Here is a 24,471-nt window from a genome sequence, read left to right as displayed (position 1 = left end):
AAACGAACTTAGAGGAGAGTATAAAAGTTGGTGATGGGGTGGTCATTTTATTTGATTTTCGAATGTGTTCACAAGATCTTCCATCTCGTGCGTTTTGACTCTCGCCATCAATGATTCGACTGCCGTCTCAACTTTTTCGCCGTCAAACAATACTTTGTGCAATGCTTCGGTGATCGGCATTTTCACATCAAATTTCTTTGAAAGCTGATAAGCGGCTTTTGTCGTGCGGACCCCCTCAACGACCATCCCCATTTCTTTCAGAACTTCATCCAGTTTGAAGCCTTTACCCAGCATATTACCGGCTCGCCAATTTCGTGAATGGACGCTCGTGCAGGTGACGATCAAATCCCCGATTCCCGTAAGCCCCGAGAATGTCAGCGGGTTTCCGCCCATTTTCGTGCCGAGTCGGGCGATTTCTGCCAAGCCCCTTGTAATCAGCGCGGCCTTCGCATTATCTCCGTATCCCAAACCGTCTGTAATGCCCGCGGCAAGCGCAATGACGTTTTTCAGGGCGCCGCCGATCTCTACGCCGATCATATCCGGATTGGTATACACGCGGAAATTCTGATTCATAAACATATCCTGGATCGCCTGTGCTGATTCAATGCTGCTGTCGGCAGATACGGTTACCGTCGTCGGGTGTCTTAAACCGACTTCTTCCGCGTGACTCGGTCCGGACAGAACGACGATGTCCTCCCTTAATTCAGCCGGAATTTCTTCTTTCATCATTTCAGAAATGCGAAGCAGTGTGTCAGGCTCAATTCCTTTTGAAACATGTACAAAAATCGCCTTTTGGTCGATGAAGGAAACAGCCTGTGCGAGAACTTCGCGGATCGCTTTTGTCGGAACGGCGACGATGATCGTCTTGACATCGGCCACTGCAGCTTCGAGATCTGTTGTGGCATGCACGTTTTCAGAAAGTTTGACACCCGGCAGATAATCTTTGTTTTCATGGTGTTCATTGATTTGCTGAATCAGTTCTTCACGATGGCCCCAAATGCACACATCGTACTGGTTGTCCGCCAAAACGAGCGCCAAGGCTGTTCCCCAGCTTCCGGCTCCCAAAATCGATACTTTTGTCATTTTTACTACACCTCTTTATTTTCTTGCTCTTGCGAAAATCTTGATTGGTGTTCCTTCAAATCCGAAGGCGTCGCGTATCCGGTTTTCCAAAAAGCGTTCGTAAGAAAAATGCATCAGCTCAGGATCATTGACAAATACGACAAATGTCGGCGGCTTCACAGCCACTTGTGTCGCATAATAAATTTTTAAGCGGTTGCCATTATGCGTCGGCGTCGGGTTCATAGCCACTGCATCCATAATGATATCATTAAGAATATTGGTCTGCACCCTCATCGAATGGTTTTCGCTTGCCGTCATGACTGCAGGCATCAGCGTATGGATGCGCTTTTTCGTCAAAGCGGACATAAACAAAACAGGCGCGTAGTCCAAAAATTGAAAATGGTCTCTAACCTTTTCTTCGAATTCTTTCATCGTCCGCTCGTCTTTTTCGACTGCATCCCATTTGTTTACGACGATGACAACGGCTTTTCCCGCTTCATGCGCATAGCCGGCAATCCGCTTGTCCTGCTCGATGATGCCTTCTTCGCCGTCCAAGACGACGCAGACGACTTCTGAGCGGTCGATCGCCTTTAAAGCCCGAAGGACGCTATATTTTTCAGTTGCCTCATACACTTTTCCCTTTTTTCTCATCCCGGCTGTATCAACGATGACAAAGTCTCTTTGATTGTATGTAAACCTCGTGTCAATGGCGTCGCGCGTTGTTCCCGCAATATTGCTGACGATCACGCGCTCTTCTCCAAGCATGGCGTTTACAAGAGAGGACTTTCCGACGTTCGGCCGGCCGATGAGGCAAAATTGAACGACCTCATCCTCATACTTCGTTTCGGGTATGTTTTTAAAATGTTCGCTGACCGCGTCAAGCAGATCGCCGAGACCGAGGCCGTGCGTCCCTGAAATCGGGTACGGCTCGCCAAAGCCGAGGGCATAAAAATCGTATATGCTTGCTCTCATTTCAGGATTATCCACTTTATTAACCGCCAGAACGACGGGTTTTTTTGTACGGTATAAAATTTTTGCCACTTCTTCATCAGCAGCCGTGACGCCTTCGCGGCCGTTCGTCATGAAAATAATCACATCTGCTTCTTCCATGGCGATCTCGGCCTGATGGCGAATCTGCGCCAAAAACGGCTCATCGCCGACTTCGATTCCGCCTGTATCAATCAGGTTGAAGTCGTGATTCAGCCACTCGGCAGAGCTGTATATCCGATCCCGCGTCACGCCAGGTGTATCTTCCACAATCGAAATTCTTTCGCCAGCGATCCTGTTAAAGATCGTGGACTTCCCCACATTGGGCCTTCCAACTATGGCTACGACAGGTTTTCCCATAGTACCCTTCCTTTCAATTCAGTAAAGCTTTTCCATCTTTAAATGAATCATCATTTGTTTCTCTTTTCAAAAAATCAGTTTGAAGAAAGAAACCCTTCTTATTCCATGCAGAAGGGCTTAACTCATATATTATATCAATTTCTAAAAAGATCACAACTGTAATTAAAAATGTTTCACAATCAAATAAAGATCATCTCCTATTCCGTGGGCGATTCCGTCGAGAATGGCTTCAAGGTTTTTCGCGTACGTGTTCATTTCCTCGGGGGTGTCGCAGAAAAATACAGCCGTCCCGCCGATCACCCGGTCGCGCCTTGTTGTGACGACGGCGAGAATGAATTTTTCGATTGATTCGCTCATTTTATCACCTTGCTGTGCTTTTCTTTAATAAATTCCATCGGTATGCGGATGGCGTTTTCCAGCGTCGGAACATCGCCGATCACCCTGATCGCCGTCTCCTTGTCCTTGATGACCGGAAGGACAAAAACCGCGACCCGCCCGTCATTCAAATCCCTTTTCGCCAGCGGCGAAAGAGAGGGTTCTCCAGAATCCCGGTACACGCCGAGCACATTGGAAACGTCGAATAAAATCGCTTGTCTTTGCCCGAGATTGGCAATGGTTACTGCGGAATTAAAATTTTTCGGTTTTAAAATAAAACCCATGCCGTGTTCCAAAATCAGCTTCTGTTTTTCGGGAAGCCCGATATTCATAATGTAAATATTGTCGACATAAAGGCCGGCCCCGTCAAAATGAGGCTTTTTATATTCTATATCGACGATGTCCTTAATAAAGCTTCCGGACATTAAGATCCTGCCCAAGATAAAACAGATGAAAGCTGCAGCAAGGCCTGCCCATACCGATGAAAACAGAATGTATGCGAGGGTCGTCAGAAGCGATGTGAATATGACAATGTAATTTCTGCTTTCAAAGGCGATCGCAATTCCTTCGATATACGTGCTGCCTCTCGAAACGAGTTCATAGCCGTCAAGCTGCGTCAATGTTTCGCGTTCCATATTCCGGACATCCCTGAATTGGGTTGCAGCCAGCGTTAAAAACGTAATCGCTGTATAATCCGATTTTAAGATCGACGGAATAATGATCGCTCCAATGCTGGCAGCGATCAATGCCAGCGCAATATGTATCGTTTTCCCATGAAGGTATGTGGGGTACTGGCGGTAGTCGGTTCGGAGCATGTACACTCTGACAACAATACCGGCGATAATTCCCAAGATAATCGGATAAGTATATTGGCTCATGACATTTTTGCTGCTCCTTTATTCAATCGCTTCCATTTGTGATAGAACTGATGCATCAGCCGTTCATACTGGGAGATTCCGTAAACGAGAACGATCCCCGCTGCACACATTGACAGCCATGAATAACCTCCGGCTGCAATGTCTCCATAAAGCTTTCTGATGACGAACGTATACAAGAGCTCCCCCTGGCACGCACCGAGCACAAACAGCCCGAGACGGGCGGCGAAGCTTTTTTCAAAAGCCGCCGTCATGATGACAAACAGAATGATGATCAGCCATTTAGGCTTTAGGATAAACCAAACAGGGTCATATAATGCAAACAGAAACAAAAAACCGTAAGCGGACACCATCGACAAATGAAGCAGCAGCCGCTTGATGCTTTTATGAAGCCTTAAATAACCGCACAGCATGAAAGCTCCTATATAAAACGACAAATAGGCGGCATTAAAATGCAGAAAGAGTTGAACCTGATACATACTTAAAATGATGTTGAGCAGAATAAATGCTGACGCATAAAAGCGAAAGCTGTTTTTCTCAAGGATAAAAGTCGTCAACACCCATAAAAACCACATTGACCAATAATAATAGAATTCTTCCATATGTTTTCGTCCTCCATTTTCAGTATGGAGTGACTTGAGATTTTTTAAACGTCTGACAAGGAGGGAACAGCGTTGGGAAAAGACAGGCAGGAAAAGAAGCTGAAACAGCAGAAGCGAACGGAATCCGACCGTGATCAGTCCATCAGCTACAATGGTGCAGCTTCTCTCGAAAGCGCGGAGGACGCGCGGAAGCGAAATCCGTAAAAAAACCGGCTCATGAGAAGCCGGTTTTTTAGCGCTTGCTGTAAACAAAGGGGTCAACACCCCTCGCTTTCAGCCAATGATATGTATCACCCTTGATGACGAGCGGTGCTTTTTTCAACTGTTCAATCGTCCGGCACCCCAAGACGGTCATGATCCTTTTGAAATCTTCGATCAGGCTCTCGATTTCGGCGGCTAACGCCTCTTCTCCCGAAGCTGTCAGCACTTGGAGAAAATAGCCCGCCATCCCCGCTGCAGACGCGCCCAGCGCTATCGATTTGGCCAGATCAAGGGCATCTTGTACGCCTCCGGATGCGATAATCGGCTGATCGCCGAACAGAGAGCTGACTTCGGCCAGACTGGCTGCTGTCGATATGCCCCATTGATCGAAAAACTGAACCGCTTTATCCCTGCGCAAATTTTCGATCTTCGAAAAATTCGTTCCTCCGAAACCGCCGACATCGACCGCCTGAACCCCGACGTTAAAAAGCCGGGCCGCGGTATCCCTGCTCATGCCAAAGCCCACTTCTTTTACGGCGACGGGTACGCTGACATGTCGGCAGATATCTTCAATCCGGCGCAGGCGCCCAGTAAAACTGCGGTCGCCTTCAGGCATGACGATTTCCTGAATCACATTGAGGTGAATTTGAAGCATGTCGGCTTCAATCATGTCGACCGCCCGCTTTGCCTGATCCACCGTCGCTTCGCTCCCCAAATTGGCGAATACAAGACCCTTCTGATTTTCTTTTCTGACGATCTCGTATGAAGGACGTTCATCAGGGTCTTTCAAAGCGGACATTTGCGAACCGACTGCGACCGGTATGCCTGTTTGTGCAGCCGCCCTCGCCAAAGCCCTGTTGATCTCAAACGTCGCCTTCCCGCCCCCGCCTGTCATCGCATTGATAAAAATAGGCGAACTTAAAAACAGTTCGCCTATTTTGGTTGAAGTATCAACTTGTGACAATTCCGTTTCCGGAAGGCTGACGTGAACAAACGTAATATCATCAAGCCCGGTCTGACGTATCTGTCCTGTGGACAGGGCATGATCAATGTGTTCTTTTTTTCTTTTCGCTCGCGTCACCATCATCACCAAATTTTACTTTAATTTATTCAGTTTGTCTCCGATCATTTCACCAAGCTGGAATCCTGAAGACTCTTCCTTAGCCTGGTATTGACGGTAATCTTCCTGCTCTGCTTTATCGGTGTTTTCTTCAAGCTCTTTCATGCTTAAAGAAATGCGCTCTTCCTCTTCGTTGACGTCAAGAACTTTCACTTTTACGTCCTGGCCTTCCTCAAGGACTTCATGAGGCGTACCGATGTGTTTGTTCGAGATTTGCGAAATATGGACGAGACCTTCAACTCCAGGCAGCACTTCGACAAATGCACCGAAGCTCACCAAGCGCTGGACTTTTCCGTCCAATACGTCTCCAGGCTTCACTTTTTCGCCGATGTTGGACCAAGGCCCAGGAAGCGTTTCTTTGATTGATAGCGAAATTCGTTCATTGTCGCGGTCAACTGACAGCACTTTGACTTTGACATCCTGGCCTTCTTCGACTACGTCTGACGGTTTTTCAACGTGTGAATGCGACAGCTGGGAGATGTGAACAAGACCGTCAATGCCGCCGATGTCAACGAAAGCACCGAAGTCTGTCAGGCGCTGCACTTTTCCTTCAAGCACCCGTCCGGCTTCCAGCGTTTGAAGAAACTCCTGTTTTCTTTCTGACTGCTCTTTTTCAACAACCGCACGGTGTGACAAAATCACGCGGTTTTTATCTCTGTCAAGCTCAACGACGATTAAAGTAAGCGTCTTTCCTTTATAATCTGTAAAATCTTCAACAAAATGCGCCTCTACAAGCGATGCGGGGATGAATCCGCGCACGCCGATATCGACGACCAGACCGCCTTTGACGACGTCTTTTACTTCGGCTTCAAACACTTCTTTTGACTCAAACTTTTTCTCTAGGTCTTCCCAAGCGCGGTCTGCATCAACAGCACGTTTTGATAAAATCAATGCATCGTCTTCCACTTTTGTCACTTTTAATTCAAGCTCATCGTCAACATTGACGACATCTGATGCTTTTTCAACATGAAGACTTGATAATTCACTGATTGGGATAATTCCGGTTTGCTTGCAGTTGGGGATGTCAACATCGACATGCTTGTCCTCAACTTTCGTTACAATACCTTTCACCACATCTCCAACCTCTGGTACTTGAACATCAATTTGATTCATTTCCTCTGTCATTTCAATAACCTCCTTGGTCCAAACCTACACAGCTTTTGTAAAAACGGTTATTCCGGACGAATTGATATCCGATCCGGACAGCCGATATGTATTAAAGAACCATTCAAAAATGGATATTTGAATGTTCTAAAACATGATTTATTATTACTAACTTCTAATAAAAGCCTGTGTTTGTCAAGTCAAAACATGCAGACAATAAGTAATTTGCCCGGATTTTTTATTTTTGAGCCTTTTTGTCTACAACCTGCAGGATTTTTTCGGCCACCTCATCGATCGTCAGTGAAGTCGTGTCGATTTCAAGCGCGTCGTCCGCTTTTTTCAACGGCGAAATCTTGCGCTCTGAATCGAGTTTGTCGCGGCGCCTGATTTCTTCTGCAAGCGTTTCATAGTTTACATTGTACCCTTTTTTGACGTTTTCTTCAAAGCGGCGTTTTGCCCGCTCTTCAACGGACGCCAAAAGAAATATTTTCACTTCCGCATTCGGGAGAACATGCGTTCCGATGTCGCGGCCGTCCATGACGACGCCGCCTTTTTCAGCCAGCTGCTGCTGCCTTTTCGTCATTTCTTCGCGGATCCCGGCGTGTTTGGCGACGATTGAAACTTGGTTGCTCACGTCATCCGTGCGGATCGCCTCTGTTACATCTTCGCCTGCGATATAAACCTTCTGCTCTCCTTCAGGCGAAACCGTGAGATCGATGGCAGATTCTTTTAACAAGGCCGTCAAAGCCGCTTCGTCGTTTAAATCGACGCCCTCTTTCAGCGCTAAATACGTAATCGCCCTGTACATGGCACCCGTATCGATATAAATATACGACTTTTTTCCGGCCACGATTTTCGCCACGGTGCTTTTTCCGGCTGCCGCAGGGCCGTCTATTGCAATGCATAATTTCTTTTCCATAATTCCTCTCCTTGCTATCTGGTACTCCTTATAGGATTGTATCATGTATTAGGTGAAAAAGGGGAGATTTTAGCGTGAATTACGGCTTAAATGTCTCGATCCATTCGCCGATTTTCATGTTGTTCACGCCTTCATACTGCACGACTTTTGACAGATAAGGCTCAGCCTTGGAGAAATGAAAAAGAAGCTGCACGCAGATTAATATGACCGCCTGTACGACAAGAATCTTAAATAATAACCGTTCGATTGTTTTCATATCGTTCCTCCGCTGCCCGGAAAATTTATTGCGTAGGGCATGTTTAATTTTCACCGGCGGACGTTCCGCCCATACGTTCAGTATGGAAATGTTTAGAACGAATTATTCCGAATGCTAAAAAGGAAAAGGCGTGTTATCCGCCTTTTCCCTCTTGTTTTACAAATCGTTATATATCGGTTCTGCGCTTTTCATTTTTTGGACCTTCTCTTCCGTGCCGTCTTCGGTATTGATAAACATACGGAATGTATCGTTTTCAATCGTGCCGAGAATTTCGTAGCAGAGCACTTCTTGTGAAAGCTCGTTTGTGACTAGAGCAAGACGCGTCTCCTGAACCTTTACGTTGGGATTCAGGCTTGCTTTTGCTTTTTCAAGCGTTAATTTCGGCTTCGGCAAGTCTCTTTTCTTATGGGAGATTAAGAAATCCTTTGCATTAAATCCGGTAATTTCGCCGTCGTCAAGCGCGACCTTGATGCGGATGCTGTCCGGATAGAGCCAGACGCCGTCCTGGAGCGGGACAAACGAAAATACGCCGACGCCGTCGTATTGCGAGCTTTCATCCATCTTCAAGTCTTCGGTTTTATAGCCGTTTTTTTTCAAAAATTGAAGGGCTTTGTTCGACGCCTCGTTCAGGCTGATTTTTTCATCTTTAATTTTTTTGTTTTGGATCAGATAAACCGGATATCCGCCTTTTTCGGTAATGTCCATATAAATATCCGCTTTTTGATCAGGGTCCTGCATGCTGATGCTGTATACATCCCTGTTCGTTTTCTTGCCGCTTTTCGACACTTTGATATTGTAATTTTTGTCCTGAGCGAATTTTTGGGCAATCTTGCGCGCTTCTTTTTCGGATATTCTCTTGCCTTTTAAATGGTCGTACCCTTGCTGCTCTTTTTTCTTGTTCGTCATCTCTGTCGCGCCTAAATCCGTATCCGAAAATGCACTTGCGCTTTTTTCAACAGTTTTAAATCCATTAATAATCGTATTGTCGCTTTGTTTTTGGCCGGACGCGAGCGCAAGCTCTACATCCATCCATCTCAGATTTTTGTCAATAATCAAATGCTGGACATTACGCAATTCATTTTGTATATCCTTTGAATTTTCATATAGCTGATTTAAAGAAGCGTACTCTTTTTTATTAAGCGGCTCTTTGTCAAGGTCGCGCACGGCTGCTTTGTAGCTGAAATCTCCGACCTTTGCCAAAAATTCTTCGGTCTTGTTAAACGGCATTAAGGTCAGCGGCAGCTGGCTGACATTGTTATGCGCTTCAGAAGTCGTCTTCCAGACTTCCGCCAAAGCGGGAGACAGCGTTTTTTTGCTGTTCATCGCAAGCGTGCTCCCGATTTTATCATGCAGCTGATCCACCTGATACGTTAAATCGTGAAATGCCCTTTGATAGTTGTTTTCGGCATGAAGCAAAACGGCGTCTTTCTCCTGATGTTCCTTATAGCCCCAATAGCTTGTTCCGACGATGGCGACACCTAAAAGGGCGATTAAAATTCCTCTGATCATTTATAGCACCTCGCTTTTATTCACAGAAAATGTGTTTACCGATCCTTTTAATTTGCGGTCTGCCCCAAATCCATGAGCTAGTGGCCGTGTCAGGGTTAAAGTAGTAAGTGGCACTTTCTGACGGATCCCAGCCATTGATGGCGTCAAGAACGGCTTTTTTCGCCGTTTCATCCGGCGTCATGTAAATCTGTCCGTCCGCGACAGCTGTAAATGCAAGCGGTTCAAAGATAACACCAGCCACCGTGTTCGGGAAGGTAGGGCTGTCGAGTCTGTTTAAAATAACCGCTGCAACAGCAACCTGGCCGTCATACGGTTCTCCGCGCGCTTCACCGTAAACCGCTTGGGCCAACAGGTTGATGTCGTTGTTCGAGAAGCCGCCCGGCATATTGGCTGCAACGGCATCCTGTTTTTTAGGCGCCTGCTGTTTAGGTGCTGCCTTTGGCTGCGCTTGTTTTTTCGGCTGTGCAGGAGCGGCCTGCTGCTTTTGCTGCGGCTGCTTTTGCTGCGGCTGCTTTTGGGCAGTACCTTGCTGCTGTGCGCCCTGCTGCTGTCTTGCTTCCGCCTTTTTTCTAGCCTGCTGCTGCACTTCTTTTGAAGGTTTCGTCTGATACTTCAGCGGCATCCCGCCGTAATGTGTAAATTGGTTTCCTTTTCGAAGCTGTCTGTGCACGTAGTCGCTGTAATATTTAGTATGATTGATTAAAAATCGTTTTGTTTTCGGCCCGACGAGGCCGTCTGTATCCTTTAAGCCGAACTGATTTTGGAAATTACGGACGGCCCAGTATGTCGCCCACCCGTATACTCCGTCAATTCTGCCATTGTAATAGCCGTTATATTGAAGCCTTGCCTGCAGTTCAATCACATCATCCCCTGTCGCCCCCCGCTGTATCACCTGTTCAGAAAAGGCAGCGCTTTTTTGACTGAATGGAAGTGAAAGACTGGCTGCCATAATGGTACATAAAATGACATTCAAACAAAAAGAACCTTTCGACTTCATGTTTTAAGCCTCCTCCAGCATTTTTGTACCCATATCTTTTGTAGCGAGGCAGATTTTATACACGCTTTCCTTTCTGTTTCATCTTTAGGCAAATATGCCTGACAAGAAAATAAAAAAACCGCCCTTGCTCGAGGCGGTTATTGCTGAAGAGACTGCCCGCCGGCTTTGACGGAACGGGCTTTTTTTGCTTTGCGCAAGCCGAACCACCAAAGAAACGCCATAAAGGGCAGCATAAAATAGATCCAGTTTTTTAAGGCGAGCAGAATATAATCGTAGAGACCGTGAAGCAAAGCCGGAATAAAAAGCGAGCATAACAGCCATTTCATCTTTGTTTTACTTGCGGAAAAACGGGCTTTGCCGATGTAAAAGCCCATGATCACTCCGAATAAGGCATGGCTGGAAACCGGAAGCAAAGCGCGCATAAAAGCGTACTCCACCCCGTTCCCGATGAGATACAATATATTTTCAAGCGTCGCAAACCCCAATGAAAGGCTTGTCCCGTATACGATTCCGTCATAGTGTTCATCAAAGTCGATGTGCTGAAAAGTGCTGACCATCAGCAAAAACCATTTTAAAAATTCTTCCAAAAAGCCGGAAGTTAAAAATGAAACGACAAAACTGCCCTCAGAAATGTGTTCTTTTTCCAATACATACTGGATAAACATCGTCGGAAAAACGAGCAAAACCCCCAGTATAAAAAGGCGGATGACCATATGAATGGGCTCGGATTCATATTTTTCCTTTAAGTAAAAATACATTAACAGTGCGATTCCGGGAGCTAAGCCTGCTGAGATAATTCCGAACATGAGGAAACCTCTTTCCTTTTCATCTCATTCTATCCTACCATGATTCGGATTGTTTTGAAATTGAAAAAGAACGGGCTGCCTAATAGCAGAATTTGTCTTTTATGCCTTCTTCATAGCTTGCAAGAAGGACGGCGAGTTTCATTCTCGCTTTTTTACTGTCATAATCCTTGCCTAAGATGACCCCTTTTTTCGCGAGGTCATAGCTGCTGCCCGCATAGTCATAGGTCGTATACACTTCGCCTTCCTCTGCGCTCGTCGTGATGACGATATAAACGCCCTGATTTAATGCTTGTTCAATATCGCTCATCATATTCGGCGGTACCTGTCCCCTTCCGACTCCTTCAAGGACGATCCCTGCTGCACCCTCGCGGACGGCGGCTCTGATAAACTTGCCGTCTCCATCTAGATAGCATTTGACGATGTCCACTTTAGGAAGCGGTCTTTGCAGCTGATGAACATCCCGCTTTAACGGCTTTTGATAAACGTATACTTTATCATTGTCAATAATCCCTAAGTAACCGAAACCGAATACGTCAAAACCCTGCAGGTTCGAAGCGTGCACTTTTTTAACATAGCGCGCGTTAAAGATCCTCTCGTTAAAAACAACGACCGTGCCGGCTCCTTTTATATCCGGGCTGCACGCTGTATAAACGGCGTGTCTGATATTTGTATATGCATCTGTGCCTTGCTGTTCGGGGGCTCGCTGTGAACCTGTGACAACGACCGGCCTCTCATCCTGCAAGGTTAAATCCAAAAAATAAGCGGTTTCTTCAAGCGTGTCCGTACCATGCGTCACAACCGCGCCGTCATAGCTGCCGTCCTGAAAAACGCGTTCGACGGTTTGTTTGAGTTCTAGTAAATGATGAAATGTAATATGCATACTCGGAAGCTGAAACGCCGGATAGACATCGATCTGGACATCTTCCGGCAGGCTGCACATTTCGGCTAATTCAGGACCGCTGATCGCCCCTGCCGCAAGCCTGCCGCTTTCGGTTTTCCGGCTGGCGATCGTTCCTCCCGTTGTAATAAGCGCTACTTTCTTTTTCATGTCAGGCTGCCTCTTTTCGTGTTGATCTGTGTGCCGATAAAAAAGAGAGCACATCTATTTATAGAATATGCTCTCTTTTGCCTGATCCAAATCATAAAATATCGGTTTTATATTCGTTTTGCAATTTCAGCTGCAATTAAGCCGCCGTGAAAACGTCCGTTTTCAATGAAAATTTCATTTGCGTTGTTCCCGGCCGCAATAACGCCGGCGATGAAGATGCCTCCTTCGTTCGTCTCCATCGTTTCTTCATTAAAGGAGGGACGGCCCGAATTCGCGTCAATTTCGACTCCCATTTTTTGAAGGAAGCCGTGATCAGGGTGATAGCCTGTCATAGCGAACACAAAATCATTTTTGATCTTGGTCTCTTTTCCGTCGACAGAAAAAATCAGCTCGTCTTCCGTAATTTCTTTGACGACCGCCCGGAATTCCATTCTGATTTTTCCGTGCTTGACAAGCGAAAGGAATTCGGGAAGGATCCACGGTTTGATGCTGGAGGAATATTCGTTCCCTCTGTACAGCACAGTCACTCTTGCGCCCGCTTTAACGAGCTCCATCGCTGCGTCGACGCTTGAATTTTTCCCGCCGATAACCGCAACATCTTTATCAAAATAAGGATGAGCCTCTTTAAAATAATGGAATACTTTCGGAAGGTCTTCTCCCGGGACGTTCATATAGTTCGGGTTGTCATAATATCCCGTTGCGATAACGCAAAATGACGACAAATACGTATCCTTTGATGTTTCCACGATAAATTGGTTATTCTCTGTTTTTGTTACGGATTGAACTTTCTCAAACGCGTTGATCCGCAAATTTTTCCGCTTGGCGACTTCCCTGTAATAAGAAAGCGCCTGATTTCTGACCGGCTTGTGATTTTCAGTAATAAAAGCGACATCGCCAATCTCCAGTTTTTCGCTTGAGCTGAAAAAGGTTTGGTGTGTAGGATATTGATAAATGCTGTTGACGATGTTTCCTTTTTCAATGACGAGTGCATCTATTCCGATCTCTTGCATGTGAATAGCTGCTGAAAGCCCGCAGGGGCCTCCGCCGATAATGATCACTTTTTCTTCTTTCATGTTCCGTTCATCTCCTGTCATATCCGGCAAATCAAAAAATCTCCTATTTTATGATAGGAGATTTTTTGGGTTGTTGCAAATGTTTGAACCTATATCCAGCCTCTGAAGCGGGATGCTTCCGCCATCTTGCGGACGCCCACCATATAGGCTGCAAGCCGCATGTCAATCCTGCGGTTGTGCGCCATTTCGTAAATATTGTTGAACGACTTGACCATCATTTTTTCCAAACGTTCTTCAACTTCTTCTTCAGTCCAGTAGAATCCCTGGTTGTTTTGCACCCACTCAAAATAGGACACGGTTACACCGCCGGCGCTTGCCAGCACGTCCGGTACAAGAAGAATGCCGCGGTCGGAAAGAATTTTCGTCGCTTCTAGCGTCGTCGGGCCGTTGGCTGCTTCGACAACGATTTTCGCCTTGATGTTATGGGCGTTTTCCGCGGTAATTTGATTTTCTATTGCAGCCGGCACCAGAATATCGCATTCCAGCTCCAGCAGTTCTTTGTTTGTAATGGTGTCATTAAACAGCTTTGTGACCGTTCCAAAGCTGTCCCGGCGGTCAAGCAGGTAATCGATGTCAAGCCCTTCAGGATCATACAGGCCGCCGTATGCATCAGAAATGCCGACAACTTTTGCACCCGCGTCATACATGAATTTCGCAAGGTAGCTTCCCGCATTTCCGAACCCCTGCACGACGACAGAAGCTCCCTCAATGTCGATGTCTTTCTTTTTCGCCGCCTCTTTAATGCAGATTGTAACCCCTTTTGCTGTCGCAGATTCTCTGCCGTGAGAACCACCTAAAACGAGCGGTTTGCCGGTAATGAAGCCCGGCGAGTTGAATTCGTCGATTCTTGAATATTCGTCCATCATCCATGCCATGATTTGAGAATTGGTAAATACATCGGGAGCCGGCACGTCTTTTGTCGGTCCGACAATTTGGCTGATCGCCCGGACGTACCCTCTGCTTAAACGTTCCAGTTCAGGAAAGGACATATCCCGCGGATCACAGATGATCCCGCCCTTTCCGCCTCCATATGGAAGGTCGATGATGCCGCATTTCAGACTCATCCAAATAGAAAGCGCTTTAACTTCTTTTTCTGTAACTCCCGGATGAAAACGGATGCCGCCTTTTGTCGGCCCTACTGCATCATTGTGCTGGGCTCGGTAGCCCGTGAAAATCTTAACAGATCCATCGTCCATGCGAACCGGAATTTTCACCGTTAAAAAACGGATCGGTTCTTTTAGTAATTCATACACCTCTTCAGGATACCCTAATTTTTCAAGCGCCTTATGTATCACCGTTTGCGTTGATTTCAAAACGTCATGTGTGTTTTCTTCAGTATGACCGGTGTTTTGATCGGCTACCATTATAAGTTAACCTCCTAAAGTCTTTCTGGCATGTTGTCCTTTCAGAGAATAGTATACACCCTTGCACTAATCATGCAAAGAACAATCAACCATTTTTAGTGAAAATATTCGAGAAAAATCTTTTTTGTTATATTCTTATTTTCGGCAGAAAAAAACTGCTGTTTAACACAGCAGAATATCTTTTTTGGATGCGGGCTATTTGAAATATGTCTGAATGGTCTGAACGGCATTGTTTTCCATGATTTTCTTTCCGTATTCCTGAAGCCTGTAAATCGTTAAAGTCGTCGGATTCCCATATTCGGCTAAAATCGAAATCACGCCGTCAGCCTCATGGGAGTCAAAATCGTCGAGACTTAAGAAATACCTGTCTTCATAGTGGTAGACTGTCCCGCCTTGAATACCGATGCGGTCCAGGTTTTTGGAAAGTTCAATCAGATGCTCAAACGTTTGAAATTCATATATAATGTCAACACTTTCGCCAAGTTTGACTTGCATTTCAATATAGTCCTCATCATACTCATTATCGTCTTCATCTGTTTCTTGATTTTTTGTGACAATGATGACCATACCTTGTGCTTGAAGAGAATACACTTCAACAGCGATTGGGCCATTCGCTTCGAACCCGAGCTCTGTATTCGCTTCGTTCATCATGTCTTTAAACAGCTGCTGAACTTTAAATGAGTCTTTCCAAAGGTCTTCTTTCGTCAGCCCCCGGTCTGTCAGATCATCAAGTGTCAGAAAGATTTTGATCTTATTATAATTTAGACGCTCAAGCCGCATAACGTTCCCTCCTGCCTCTTCTTGCACACATCATATATCTTATTATATGGAGATGATGAGTCATAGGTTCTTAATTTTGATACCAGTTTACACTGTGTTTGGGCGGAAGACAAGCACAATGCCGCCTTTTCGTTCCTTTTCAGTGAAAAAGCATCAGTTTCCTTCCATGCCGGGTCCCGGGACCAGCTTAATCAGATGGGTTTCCGGCCTCGCTCCCAGCCGCAGAGGAAGCTTCGACGTGCCATAGCCGTTGCTGATCAAGTACGGCGCCTGATGAACGGTTCCGGTTCCTCCGATTTCACAGAGCCCGAATCTGCCGAGGCGAATCTGTCCTCCGTGGGTATGACCGCTCAATATGAGATCAATACCGTCCGTCTCCTGTATTTGATGATGAATCTCCGGATTATGTGACACAAGGATGGTCGGAAAATCCTGCTGCACGCCTCTGAGCGCTGCCGGGTAATCATCCAATTCGAGCCTGATGTCATCCACTCCGCAAATATTGACGGCTTGTCCTTGATGGTCATGCAAAACCGAAGCATTGCGCAAAGGTGTTACACCGTGTGCCTTGAATATTTCCTGCAGCCTTTCCTGATCAACTTCATAATCGTTATTTCCCCATACAAAATACGTTTTTCCCAAACTTGAAAGCCTTTTGATATTTTCTTCAATTCTCGAATAAGGGACGCCGCCCTCCGCTAAGTCGCCGCCGATCATGACGAGCTGAACCCCGTGTTCTTTCACTTCACGAATCATGTCTTCACTGACTGTCCGCCTATGAATATCTGAAATAAAAAAGACGGTCAATTCCTTATTCAGGCGTCTGAGCGAAAACTCGGCTTTCAACACCCGGTTTTCGCGGGCGACGGCTGACATTTTCCACAATAAAGCAGCAAAACCGATGAAAGCGGCCGAAGCCAGACTGAGCCAATAGATCATGTGCATTCTCCAATCTGTTTTGTTTATCATAAGACGGCTTTATACAAAAAGACGTTTCTTTTAATAAGAAAACGTCTTTTTTATTTGCTTTCGAAATAAAGGTTAATGTCATACTGCTGTTTCATGATCTTAAAAACTGTTTCCCTTGATTTCCACTCTTCAGGCTGGGGCCATAAATCCGTGCTTTTCTGAATAATCTCGCATCTCAGCTTATGAAATTCCCCTTCTGCTTTTTCTTCCTTCTTTTTAAAATAGTAAGCGGTGCTGTATGCAAAAGCGGCCGACAAAATCCACAGCAGATAGACGGAATCATTCAGCAAGCCGGAAAGGAAGCCGTTTTGCCCGAGCCCTTTTGACGCTGCAAACAAACAAAACGAAACCGCGCATATCGCCGCCAGCGCCTGCCACCTGAATGTCTGTCTGGCATAGTTTTCGTACTTTTTCTTCCTTTTAATTAAGGCGCGGAGCATTTGTTTCGTCGGTTCGTCCGTAAAACGGTTCAGCTCTTCAAGCTCGCTTCCCACAGTCCTCACACCTTGTCCTATTTGATAGTACAATGTATATGTATTCGCGGGCAAAATCATGCCATTGTTAATAAATCGGGATATTCAGAACCTGGCCGGCGTAGACATTGTTGCCTGATAATTGATTATAATTGCGGATTTTTTCCTCTCCTGACCGGTTCTTATAATATTTCATCGAAATCCGATAAAGCGTCTCTTTTTCGCCAACCGTGTGCTTCAGCACCTTTTTGGGCTGCGGCGCTTGCTGAACGGGCGGCTTTTGAGCTGCGCTTGCCGTTTTCTTCTCTTGTTCCGCAGGCTGCTTCGGTGCGGCAGGCTTCTTTGCAGCGACAGGCTTCTCCTCAGCTTTTTTTGCCTCTTTAGGCTGCTCTTTTTCCTTTTGCTTTTGCTCGTCTTTTTTTGACGGTTCATCCTCTTTAAGTTCCGATTGTTTGCTTTCTTTCAGCTTTTCTTCTTGAAGGGCGGCGGCTGTATGCTGCGAAGCCGCCTTTTGATCCGCTTCTTGTTCACCGTTTTGATTTTCATTCGTCATACCCGTCTCACCGGATTTGTTTTCATAAAACACATTATCATACTGATCAGAGTTGGAATCGCCGCCTTCGCCTTGGTTCAGCATGTACATAAACACCACGAAGACGATGATCGGAATGAAAACAAACATGACTGCAAGTGCCGTGAATAGCGGATTTCTTTCTTTATTCTTTTTTTTGCTGTGCTTCTTTTTTTTATGATATGTCTGCCTGGAAGGAATGTCATCATCAGGTGTCTTCAGTTCAACAGCCGCGGCCGCCTCCCGGCTCATTTCAGCACGGGCCTTTTCCTGCTCCTTCTTCTTCCTCTCTATCCTTGACATCTCCGTCATGCGAACTCCTCCTTACGTGTTGAAAACGAATCTGGCACGCAAACACAACATCGATCAAAAAGTGTGCCGTGACAGGAACGAATAAATTCCCTGTCCATTCAAAGCTCAATCCGAGCAAAAAGCTGATGGACACAACCATTACAAACAGCAGCCATTTTTTCAAATAACGAAAATGCAAAATCGCGAAAATAATGCTCGCTGCCCAGAGACCGAAATGCGTCTGGATAACGCCTCTGAACAATATTTCCTCTGCAAATGCAATGAAAAGGGTAAGAATCACGATATGCAGGTACGAGCGTTCACGAAAAAGCTTTTCATTTATCCCTTCATCGTCATACATATGCTTCGGAACCCATTTCATCACCATCAGGTCGGCGATAATCACGAGAGCCGCGAGCGGCGCCCCGTACTTCAATATGCTCAAGTCCGATGGATTCCAAAGCGACAAAAAAGCGTCTGCATCATCAAATAAAAAGATGCCCATCAATAATGCGGTAAAAAGCATCAGCATCTGGGAAAAATAGAGCTGTTTCAGCATTTCACTGTCTGACAGGCGACGTATGATTTCCGACTGTTTTTTCAGCATACACGATCACAGCTGGCGGCAAATATGGCATCTAATTCCTCTTCCCACGCTGTCAATTTGTTCATAGACGGACGGTCTCCTTTGACTTCGTATGCTTCAAGACTTAAACCGCAGGATGTACAGCACGCTGTGTCATCCGTTTCCAGCGGTTCTTTTTGTTCATTAAAATAAGCGAGCAGGCTTTCTCTGAAACACCCTTCGCTTTCGGTGACGGCAGCGAACGCAGCCGCTTTTTTCAACTTGAGCTCCCTGCGGCTGTCCATCTCCCTCTGAATGACCGCCCGGCCGTCGCCGCCCAGATGATGCACCTTCTGATAAAGATGTAGAAAATGGCGGGCTTGCGTTTCCGATAAACCGGCCTGCTGCAGAACTTCCCGCCGGCTTCGCTCATCTTTCACTCCGGCAAGCTTTTCGTATAAAAAAACGATATCACTTTGAGAGAGAGCTTCCATTTGAATGAGCTGCTCCTGGATTTCCTCGTCTCCCGGAGCTTTCAGCAAAATGCTGACACTCTGCTTTCCATCCCTGCCCGCACGTCCGATTTCCTGCAGATACGTCTCTGTCGTCTGCGGGAGGCTGAAATGGAACACATATCTGACATCAGGCTTGTCAACTCCCATACCGAAGGCGTTTGTACAGCAGACCACATCAAGCTGGTTGCGGATGAACTGCTGCTGGATCAGCATCCTGTCGCCTGCCTCCATCCCGCCATGATAAAATCCCGTTCGCAATTTAGTCTCATCACGGAGCTTGTCAGCCAATTCTTCAGCCCATTTTCTCGTCGGGCAATAAACAAGACCGGGACCTTGCAGCTTTTGAACCAGCTCTGTCAGCCGCTCCGTCTTCTCAGCGGTATCCCGCAGCTTTTCAATATGAAGCGCAATGTTCGGGCGATCAACGGAATGGATCAAATAATTGGCGCCTTTAAGCCCCAGCATATTTGAAATGTCCTTCAATGTCGCTTCCGTTGCCGTCGCTGTAAGTGCCAGAGTGACGGGATGACCGAGGAGCGCCTTGATGTCTCCAAGCTTCGAATAATCAGGCCTGAAATCATGCCCCCATTGTGAAATGCAGTGAGCTTCATCAACGACAAAAAGGCTGACATTGAGCAATTGAAGCTTATTCAGCATTTGGCCGGACTGGAGCGCTTCTGGTGAAATATACAGATATTTGAGGCTGTGAAGCCGACTTAATACGTCATTTTTTTCTTGGTGTGTCAAAGCGCTGTTCAAGGCCGCAGCCCGCTTCTCTCCGCGCATCTTTAATTGCTGCACCTGGTCTTCCATTAAAGACAAAAGCGGTGAGACGATCAGGACGGTTCCGTCTTTCAACAGCCCTGGAAGCTGATAGCACAGCGATTTCCCGCCTCCTGTCGGAAGCATCGCCACCGTGTCCCGCCCCTCCAGTACGCTTTTGATGATCGTTTCCTGGCCTTTTTTAAACGTATGATAACCAAAATACCGGCGAAGCGCCTGGTGAAGTTTATCCATTCCTGATCACCGTTTTCGACAGAGCGAGGCGGATTTTAAAATAGCTGTAGCGGCCGCCGAGCCCCTCTTTAATTTGTCTGATTTTATTGGTTTGGTTCGCTTTCGCATAATCGGCAATGATTTTCTGCTCCTCTTTTGACACGTACTGATCGATGGAAAAAGACGGATCATGAATGGCAATTTCCACAATGTGATCCTCGATCGTCGCCGATTTCAGCTTTCGAATGTCTGCGATCCGGTCTATTGTATGCCCTTCTTTTATAAGAAAAAGCGTTTTTCTCGTCGATTGTGTGAGACCATCCTTTAAAGGAATGTCCTGAATGAGCGTTTGAAAAAGCGGACTTTCACCATTTTGGGCGGATTGAATAAAATGATGCAGAACATCCCAAAACAGGGCATATATGTACCACTCATCAAGGTTCATTTTTTCGGAAAGCTGTCTAAATGTATAGCCCGCTTTTGCCCCGGAAGTCAGGGAGTGAACAAAAATAGCGGCCTGTTCATCATCGTTCAAAACAGACAGCTTCTCTTTCAGCTCATGGTGAAACTGGGCAGCTGTTTCAGCGGCATTCCGGTTTCTTAAATATTGTTTAACCCAGTTCTGAATCTGATAATCTTTTATGATTGGCAAATACACGCGTTCGCGGTAAAGCTTGTTGGAGAGCACTTGAATCAAAAGCGACATCCTTGCCCACATGATTTTGGCTGCCGCCTGATAATAGCCGCCGTGAAAATGGCGGGGCCACGGGTAAAGGGCAAAAAAGCCGGCAAGTTCCGCTTCTCCTTTTTCGGTGACGGTGTAAGCGCCGCTTTCCGCTTTTTCTCTGACCAAAGACTCCTGTTTCAATTGCTGAACGCTGACTGTCACCTGCTCTCTCGATAGAGCCGAACAAAAGCCGAAGTATTTTGAAACGGCAAATAAACCGGCGTCCTGTATCGTCTGTGACGACCTTTTTCCTTTTAATAAATGATAGACCGCGCTTGCAGAACGCTCACCCTTCATGGATGACAGAATGTCAAGCACAATGGCGTCAAAAAAATGAACCGGCATATCATCACCTACAATCTTCCGGCAACATTCGATCTTTTCTTCTTTTTATTTTAACAGATTTTGCGGAGAAATCGACGTTTAAACTCATTTAAAAGGGGTATGTTAGCAGTAGAACCCTTGTGTGATAAGCATTCTCAATATTTTTGAGTTGAAATGTAAGATTAACACCATTACAATAAGGAATGGGAATAGGTTTCATATCGGATAGATAGAGGGTTAAACCATTTGTTCCAACGAAGAACAATCTGGGAGGTTTTTTATTCATGCCAAAATATACAATTGTAGACAAAGATACGTGCATCGCATGCGGAGCTTGTGGTGCTGCGGCTCCTGATATTTATGATTACGACGATGAGGGAATCGCGTTTGTCACCCTTGACGACAATCAGGGTGTCGTCGAAGTCCCTGACGTCTTGGAAGAAGACATGATGGACGCGTTTGAAGGCTGTCCTACAGATTCGATCAAAGTTGCGGATGAGCCGTTCGAAGGCGACCCGCTTAAACACGAATAAAGCAAAAAAACCTCCGGTGCACAAAGTGCCGGATGTTTTTTTATCTTCGCCAACAAGCAAAAAGAAGCCGGCTCCTTCTGCAACTGAAAATACCCGGCACAGAGCCGGGTATTTTCATGTCTATTTATTTAGCGGCCATGCGGACGTTTTCCTTCAGCCGCGGTTTCAACGAAAGAAAAATCGGCGTGGAGACGAGAGCCACAGCGATGCCTTTGATGAAATTAAAAGGCAGAATTCCGGCCAGAACTGTGGTTTTTAGCGCTTCTCCCGATAACGCTGGAGCATTTAAAAACCAAGTGTAGGCAGGCAGAAACAATAGATAATTTAAAATGCTCATCGAAACGGCCATCACAAGCGTCCCGGCGAAAAGAGCTGTGACAAACCCTTTGGCAGAACTTGATTTTTTAAGCAGCACAGCCGCCGGCAGGATAAACAATGTTCCGGCAATGAAGTTAGCCGCCTGATCAATCGGAATGCCTGAGGCGCTTCCGGCAATAAAGTAATTCAGCACGTTTTTGATCGCTTCAACGGCAATTCCGGCTCCCGGACCATACAAAATCACAGCGAGCAGTGCCGGGATATCACTGAAATCGATTTTTAAATACGGGAATGCCCCCAAAATCGGAAAGCTCAGCATCATTAAAATAAATGCGATGCTGCTCAGCATGCTGATTGAGACGAGACGTCTCACCTTGTTGTGTTTCATTTTGTCACTCTCTCCTTTTCGATCACATCTCACGAAAAGAGGAATGGTTCTTTCCCCTGCCCTAAACAAAAAACCCGCTTTATTGAAAAAGCGGGGCTGTTTTACAGACAGGTCAAATAAACGTTTGAAAATATCATTTCAAAACGCACGGAACCTCCATCTTCTCCCATCCAGACTATACTGTCGGCTTCGGAATCGCACCGAATCCTGCCCCTAAAGAGGCTCGCGGGCTTAGAGCGCTTGCTCATCACCGCCGGTAGGGAATTTCACCCTGCCCCGAAGATTGATCTTATTTATTTTTAATACTGATATTATTATAAATGAATTGTGAAAAAATGTACAGATTCAAAGCTTATGGCCCTGTTTTGGGACGTCCTTCAGGATATTTCGGCAAACTCACTTTTCCCATACGCTAAAAACCGCACATTCACAGTTATTTCATTTTTAATTTTCGTCTTTCCGCGCGAAACTCATTGACACCCTTTATGGAATATGGTAAATTATCAGATATTTATGACGCTTATTTAGGAGGAAATCTTACATGTTTCGAGTATTGGTCTCAGATAAAATGTCCAGCGACGGCCTCAAACCATTAATGGAAGCAGATTTTATTGAAATTGTAGAAAAGAATGTTGCGGAAGCGGAAGACGAGCTTCATACGTTTGACGCTCTCTTGGTGCGGAGCGCCACGAAGGTTACCGAAGAATTGTTTAAAAAGATGACTTCACTAAAAATCGTTGCCAGAGCAGGTGTCGGCGTCGACAATATCGATATTGACGAGGCGACAAAGCACGGTGTCATCGTCGTAAACGCGCCAAACGGAAATACAATTTCAACTGCTGAACATACTTTTGCAATGTTTTCAGCGTTAATGAGATATATTCCGCAGGCAAACATCTCCGTTAAATCAAGGGAGTGGAACCGTTCGGCTTACGTCGGTTCGGAGCTTTACGGAAAAACGCTCGGCATCATCGGAATGGGCCGCATTGGAAGCGAAATCGCGAGCCGCGCAAAAGCGTTCGGCATGACCGTTCATGTATTTGACCCGTTCCTGACTCAAGAAAGGGCAAGCAAGCTCGGCGTTAATGCGAACAGCTTTGAAGAAGTTCTGGCATGCGCCGACATCATTACGGTTCATACCCCGCTCACAAAAGAAACGAAGGGACTTTTGAACAAAGAAACCATCGCAAAGACGAAAAAAGGCGTTCGTCTCGTGAACTGTGCAAGAGGCGGCATCATCGATGAAGCGGCGCTTTTGGAAGCTTTGGAAAGCGGACATGTCGCAGGCGCTGCCCTCGACGTGTTTGAAGTCGAGCCTCCGGTCGATTCAAAACTGATCGATCATCCGCTTGTGGTCGCGACTCCTCACTTGGGCGCTTCAACGAAAGAAGCCCAGCTGAATGTCGCTGCACAAGTTTCCGAAGAAGTCCTTCAGTATGCGCAAGGAAATCCTGTGATGTCCGCGATCAACCTTCCGGCCATGACAAAGGATTCATTCGAAAAAATCCAGCCTTATCATCAGTTTGCCAATACGATCGGAAACCTTGTGTCCCAGTGCATGAATGAGCCTGTTCAAGATGTAGCCATCCAATATGAAGGCTCTATCGCCAAACTTGAAACGTCATTTATTACGAAAAGCCTTTTGGCCGGATTCCTGAAGCCGAGGGTCGCGGCTACCGTCAACGAAGTGAATGCCGGCACTGTCGCGAAAGAGCGCGGCATCAGCTTCAGCGAAAAAATTTCTTCCAATGAGTCAGGCTATGAAAACTGCATTTCTGTGACTGTCACCGGAGATGTGACGACATTCTCTTTAAGAGCGACGTACATTCCGCACTTCGGCGGTCGCATCGTTGCCTTAAACGGCTTTGATATCGATTTTTATCCGGCAGGACACCTTGTGTATATTCACCACCAGGATAAACCGGGGGCTATCGGCCATGTCGGACGAATTTTAGGAGACCATGACATCAACATCGCCACTATGCAAGTGGGCCGAAAAGAAAAAGGCGGAGAAGCGATCATGATGCTTTCATTTGACCGCCACCTTGAGGACAACATTTTAAATGAGCTGAAAAACATTCCGGATATCGTGTCTGTTAAAGTCATCGATCTTCCTTAATAAAAAGCCCCGGAACCTGAAAGAAATTCCTTTCGGGTTCCGTTTTTTTAGGAACTCTCCTTGATCTCAAGCAGCTGGCGGGGATAAATCTGCTCTCCTTTCAAATCGTTCCATTCTTTGAGGTGCCGGACAGTAACGCCCATTTTTTCAGCGATATGATGGAGCGTATCCCCTTTCTGCACCACATATGTGCCGGTCTTCGGCTCATCGTCATGAAGGAGGAGTGTTTGGCCAGCCTTAAGCT

At 46.2% G+C, this 24,471-nt stretch carries 26 protein-coding genes and 1 riboswitch; of the genes, 3 read left to right on the top strand and 23 right to left on the bottom strand.

The annotated features are described in order from the left end of the window. Nucleotides 1-42: 42 nt before the first annotated feature. The 5 genes from QMZ64_RS01335 to QMZ64_RS01315 all read right to left on the bottom strand — a co-directional run bounded on the left by QMZ64_RS01335 (nt 43) and on the right by QMZ64_RS01315 (nt 4,261). On the bottom strand, nt 43-1,083 hold the full coding sequence (locus tag QMZ64_RS01335; protein ID WP_165427421.1) for an NAD(P)H-dependent glycerol-3-phosphate dehydrogenase: 1,041 nt from the start codon (nt 1,081-1,083) through the stop codon (nt 43-45). Between the two features lie 15 nt (nt 1,084-1,098). Further along, nucleotides 1,099-2,409, bottom strand: a complete 1,311-nt coding sequence (der, locus tag QMZ64_RS01330) for a ribosome biogenesis GTPase Der (protein WP_243941088.1) — start codon at nt 2,407-2,409, stop codon at nt 1,099-1,101. Nucleotides 2,410-2,571: 162 nt separating this feature from the next. Further along, nucleotides 2,572-2,766, bottom strand: a complete 195-nt coding sequence (locus tag QMZ64_RS01325) for a capping complex subunit for YIEGIA (protein WP_265626554.1) — start codon at nt 2,764-2,766, stop codon at nt 2,572-2,574. Continuing rightward, a complete protein-coding gene (locus tag QMZ64_RS01320) occupies nt 2,763-3,662 on the bottom strand; it encodes a YIEGIA family protein (protein WP_265626552.1) in 900 nt (299 codons plus the stop codon). The genes QMZ64_RS01325 and QMZ64_RS01320 overlap by 4 nt, the downstream gene beginning before the upstream one ends. Further along, nucleotides 3,659-4,261 (bottom strand): YphA family membrane protein, encoded by a 603-nt coding sequence (locus tag QMZ64_RS01315; protein ID WP_265626549.1) that lies wholly within the window; start codon nt 4,259-4,261, stop codon nt 3,659-3,661. Before QMZ64_RS01315 ends, QMZ64_RS01320 begins: the two co-directional genes overlap by 4 nt. A 72-nt stretch (nt 4,262-4,333) precedes the next feature. On the opposite strand from QMZ64_RS01315, the gene QMZ64_RS01310 reads away from it, so the two are divergent. Further along, entirely contained in the window at nt 4,334-4,465 is a 132-nt protein-coding gene (locus QMZ64_RS01310; protein ID WP_003183025.1) for a YpzI family protein, read from the top strand. A gap of 28 nt (nt 4,466-4,493) precedes the next feature. Here the strand turns inward: QMZ64_RS01310 and fni are convergent, their stop codons facing one another. From fni to QMZ64_RS01225, 17 genes are all read right to left on the bottom strand, one after another. Beyond that, entirely contained in the window at nt 4,494-5,543 is a 1,050-nt protein-coding gene (gene fni, locus QMZ64_RS01305; protein ID WP_301441119.1) for a type 2 isopentenyl-diphosphate Delta-isomerase, read from the bottom strand. 15 nt (nt 5,544-5,558) lie between these two features. Next, entirely contained in the window at nt 5,559-6,707 is a 1,149-nt protein-coding gene (rpsA, locus tag QMZ64_RS01300; RefSeq protein ID WP_165427426.1) for a 30S ribosomal protein S1, read from the bottom strand. Nucleotides 6,708-6,924: 217 nt separating this feature from the next. After that, on the bottom strand, nt 6,925-7,605 hold the full coding sequence (gene cmk / locus QMZ64_RS01295; RefSeq protein WP_265626547.1) for a (d)CMP kinase: 681 nt from the start codon (nt 7,603-7,605) through the stop codon (nt 6,925-6,927). Nucleotides 7,606-7,684: 79 nt separating this feature from the next. Then, nucleotides 7,685-7,861, bottom strand: a complete 177-nt coding sequence (locus tag QMZ64_RS01290) for a YpfB family protein (RefSeq protein WP_020451974.1) — start codon at nt 7,859-7,861, stop codon at nt 7,685-7,687. 156 nt (nt 7,862-8,017) lie between these two features. Continuing rightward, the gene (gene ypeB / locus QMZ64_RS01285) at nt 8,018-9,370 is read right to left on the bottom strand and encodes a germination protein YpeB (RefSeq protein ID WP_265626545.1); all 1,353 of its coding nucleotides are present in this window, start codon (nt 9,368-9,370) and stop codon (nt 8,018-8,020) included. Between the two features lie 16 nt (nt 9,371-9,386). Then, a complete protein-coding gene (gene sleB / locus QMZ64_RS01280) occupies nt 9,387-10,367 on the bottom strand; it encodes a spore cortex-lytic enzyme (protein ID WP_265626543.1) in 981 nt (326 codons plus the stop codon). A gap of 137 nt (nt 10,368-10,504) precedes the next feature. Next, nucleotides 10,505-11,173: a glutamic-type intramembrane protease PrsW gene (gene prsW, locus QMZ64_RS01275; RefSeq protein WP_265626541.1), complete on the bottom strand. Its 669-nt coding sequence runs from the start codon at nt 11,171-11,173 to the stop codon at nt 10,505-10,507. 79 nt (nt 11,174-11,252) lie between these two features. Next, nucleotides 11,253-12,221: an asparaginase gene (locus tag QMZ64_RS01270; RefSeq protein WP_265626539.1), complete on the bottom strand. Its 969-nt coding sequence runs from the start codon at nt 12,219-12,221 to the stop codon at nt 11,253-11,255. Between the two features lie 107 nt (nt 12,222-12,328). After that, the gene (locus QMZ64_RS01265; protein WP_301441091.1) at nt 12,329-13,294 is read right to left on the bottom strand and encodes a YpdA family putative bacillithiol disulfide reductase; all 966 of its coding nucleotides are present in this window, start codon (nt 13,292-13,294) and stop codon (nt 12,329-12,331) included. An 89-nt stretch (nt 13,295-13,383) separates the two neighbouring features. Continuing rightward, nucleotides 13,384-14,658 carry a Glu/Leu/Phe/Val family dehydrogenase gene (locus QMZ64_RS01260; RefSeq protein WP_020451980.1) on the bottom strand — a complete coding sequence of 425 codons (1,275 nt, stop codon included), beginning with the start codon at nt 14,656-14,658 and terminating at the stop codon, nt 13,384-13,386. A 195-nt stretch (nt 14,659-14,853) separates the two neighbouring features. Further along, on the bottom strand, nt 14,854-15,438 hold the full coding sequence (locus QMZ64_RS01255; protein WP_020451981.1) for a genetic competence negative regulator: 585 nt from the start codon (nt 15,436-15,438) through the stop codon (nt 14,854-14,856). Between the two features lie 153 nt (nt 15,439-15,591). After that, nucleotides 15,592-16,377 carry a metallophosphoesterase gene (locus QMZ64_RS01250; RefSeq protein WP_265626536.1) on the bottom strand — a complete coding sequence of 262 codons (786 nt, stop codon included), beginning with the start codon at nt 16,375-16,377 and terminating at the stop codon, nt 15,592-15,594. An 80-nt stretch (nt 16,378-16,457) separates the two neighbouring features. Continuing rightward, nucleotides 16,458-16,847 carry a YpbF family protein gene (locus QMZ64_RS01245; RefSeq protein ID WP_229029999.1) on the bottom strand — a complete coding sequence of 130 codons (390 nt, stop codon included), beginning with the start codon at nt 16,845-16,847 and terminating at the stop codon, nt 16,458-16,460. Nucleotides 16,848-16,968: 121 nt separating this feature from the next. Then, the gene (locus QMZ64_RS01240; protein WP_301441090.1) at nt 16,969-17,763 is read right to left on the bottom strand and encodes a LysM peptidoglycan-binding domain-containing protein; all 795 of its coding nucleotides are present in this window, start codon (nt 17,761-17,763) and stop codon (nt 16,969-16,971) included. Then, nucleotides 17,705-18,349: a CPBP family intramembrane glutamic endopeptidase gene (locus QMZ64_RS01235; RefSeq protein WP_265626534.1), complete on the bottom strand. Its 645-nt coding sequence runs from the start codon at nt 18,347-18,349 to the stop codon at nt 17,705-17,707. The genes QMZ64_RS01240 and QMZ64_RS01235 overlap by 59 nt, the downstream gene beginning before the upstream one ends. Beyond that, entirely contained in the window at nt 18,343-19,839 is a 1,497-nt protein-coding gene (locus QMZ64_RS01230) for a RecQ family ATP-dependent DNA helicase (protein ID WP_301441089.1), read from the bottom strand. The genes QMZ64_RS01235 and QMZ64_RS01230 overlap by 7 nt, the downstream gene beginning before the upstream one ends. Continuing rightward, nucleotides 19,832-20,890, bottom strand: coding sequence for a YpbB family protein (locus QMZ64_RS01225; protein ID WP_243943400.1), 1,059 nt, complete (start codon nt 20,888-20,890; stop codon nt 19,832-19,834). The genes QMZ64_RS01230 and QMZ64_RS01225 overlap by 8 nt, the downstream gene beginning before the upstream one ends. A 263-nt stretch (nt 20,891-21,153) precedes the next feature. Between QMZ64_RS01225 and QMZ64_RS01220 the strand changes: the two genes are divergently transcribed. Next, entirely contained in the window at nt 21,154-21,402 is a 249-nt protein-coding gene (locus tag QMZ64_RS01220) for a ferredoxin (RefSeq protein ID WP_003183064.1), read from the top strand. A 124-nt stretch (nt 21,403-21,526) separates the two neighbouring features. On the opposite strand, the gene QMZ64_RS01215 is transcribed toward QMZ64_RS01220, so the two are convergent. Further along, nucleotides 21,527-22,108: an ECF transporter S component gene (locus tag QMZ64_RS01215; protein WP_265626530.1), complete on the bottom strand. Its 582-nt coding sequence runs from the start codon at nt 22,106-22,108 to the stop codon at nt 21,527-21,529. 154 nt (nt 22,109-22,262) lie between these two features. Further along, nucleotides 22,263-22,396, bottom strand: a riboswitch (FMN riboswitch). A gap of 253 nt (nt 22,397-22,649) precedes the next feature. Between QMZ64_RS01215 and serA the strand changes: the two genes are divergently transcribed. Beyond that, nucleotides 22,650-24,227 carry a phosphoglycerate dehydrogenase gene (gene serA, locus QMZ64_RS01210; RefSeq protein ID WP_301441088.1) on the top strand — a complete coding sequence of 526 codons (1,578 nt, stop codon included), beginning with the start codon at nt 22,650-22,652 and terminating at the stop codon, nt 24,225-24,227. The last annotated feature ends 244 nt before the right edge of the window (nt 24,228-24,471 follow it).

This window comes from Bacillus sp. LB7 (genome assembly GCF_030449715.1).
GTDB lineage: Bacteria > Bacillota > Bacilli > Bacillales > Bacillaceae > Bacillus > Bacillus paralicheniformis.
The sequence above is the reverse complement of the archived record's forward strand: the minus strand, read 5'-3'. Positions and strand labels throughout refer to the sequence as shown.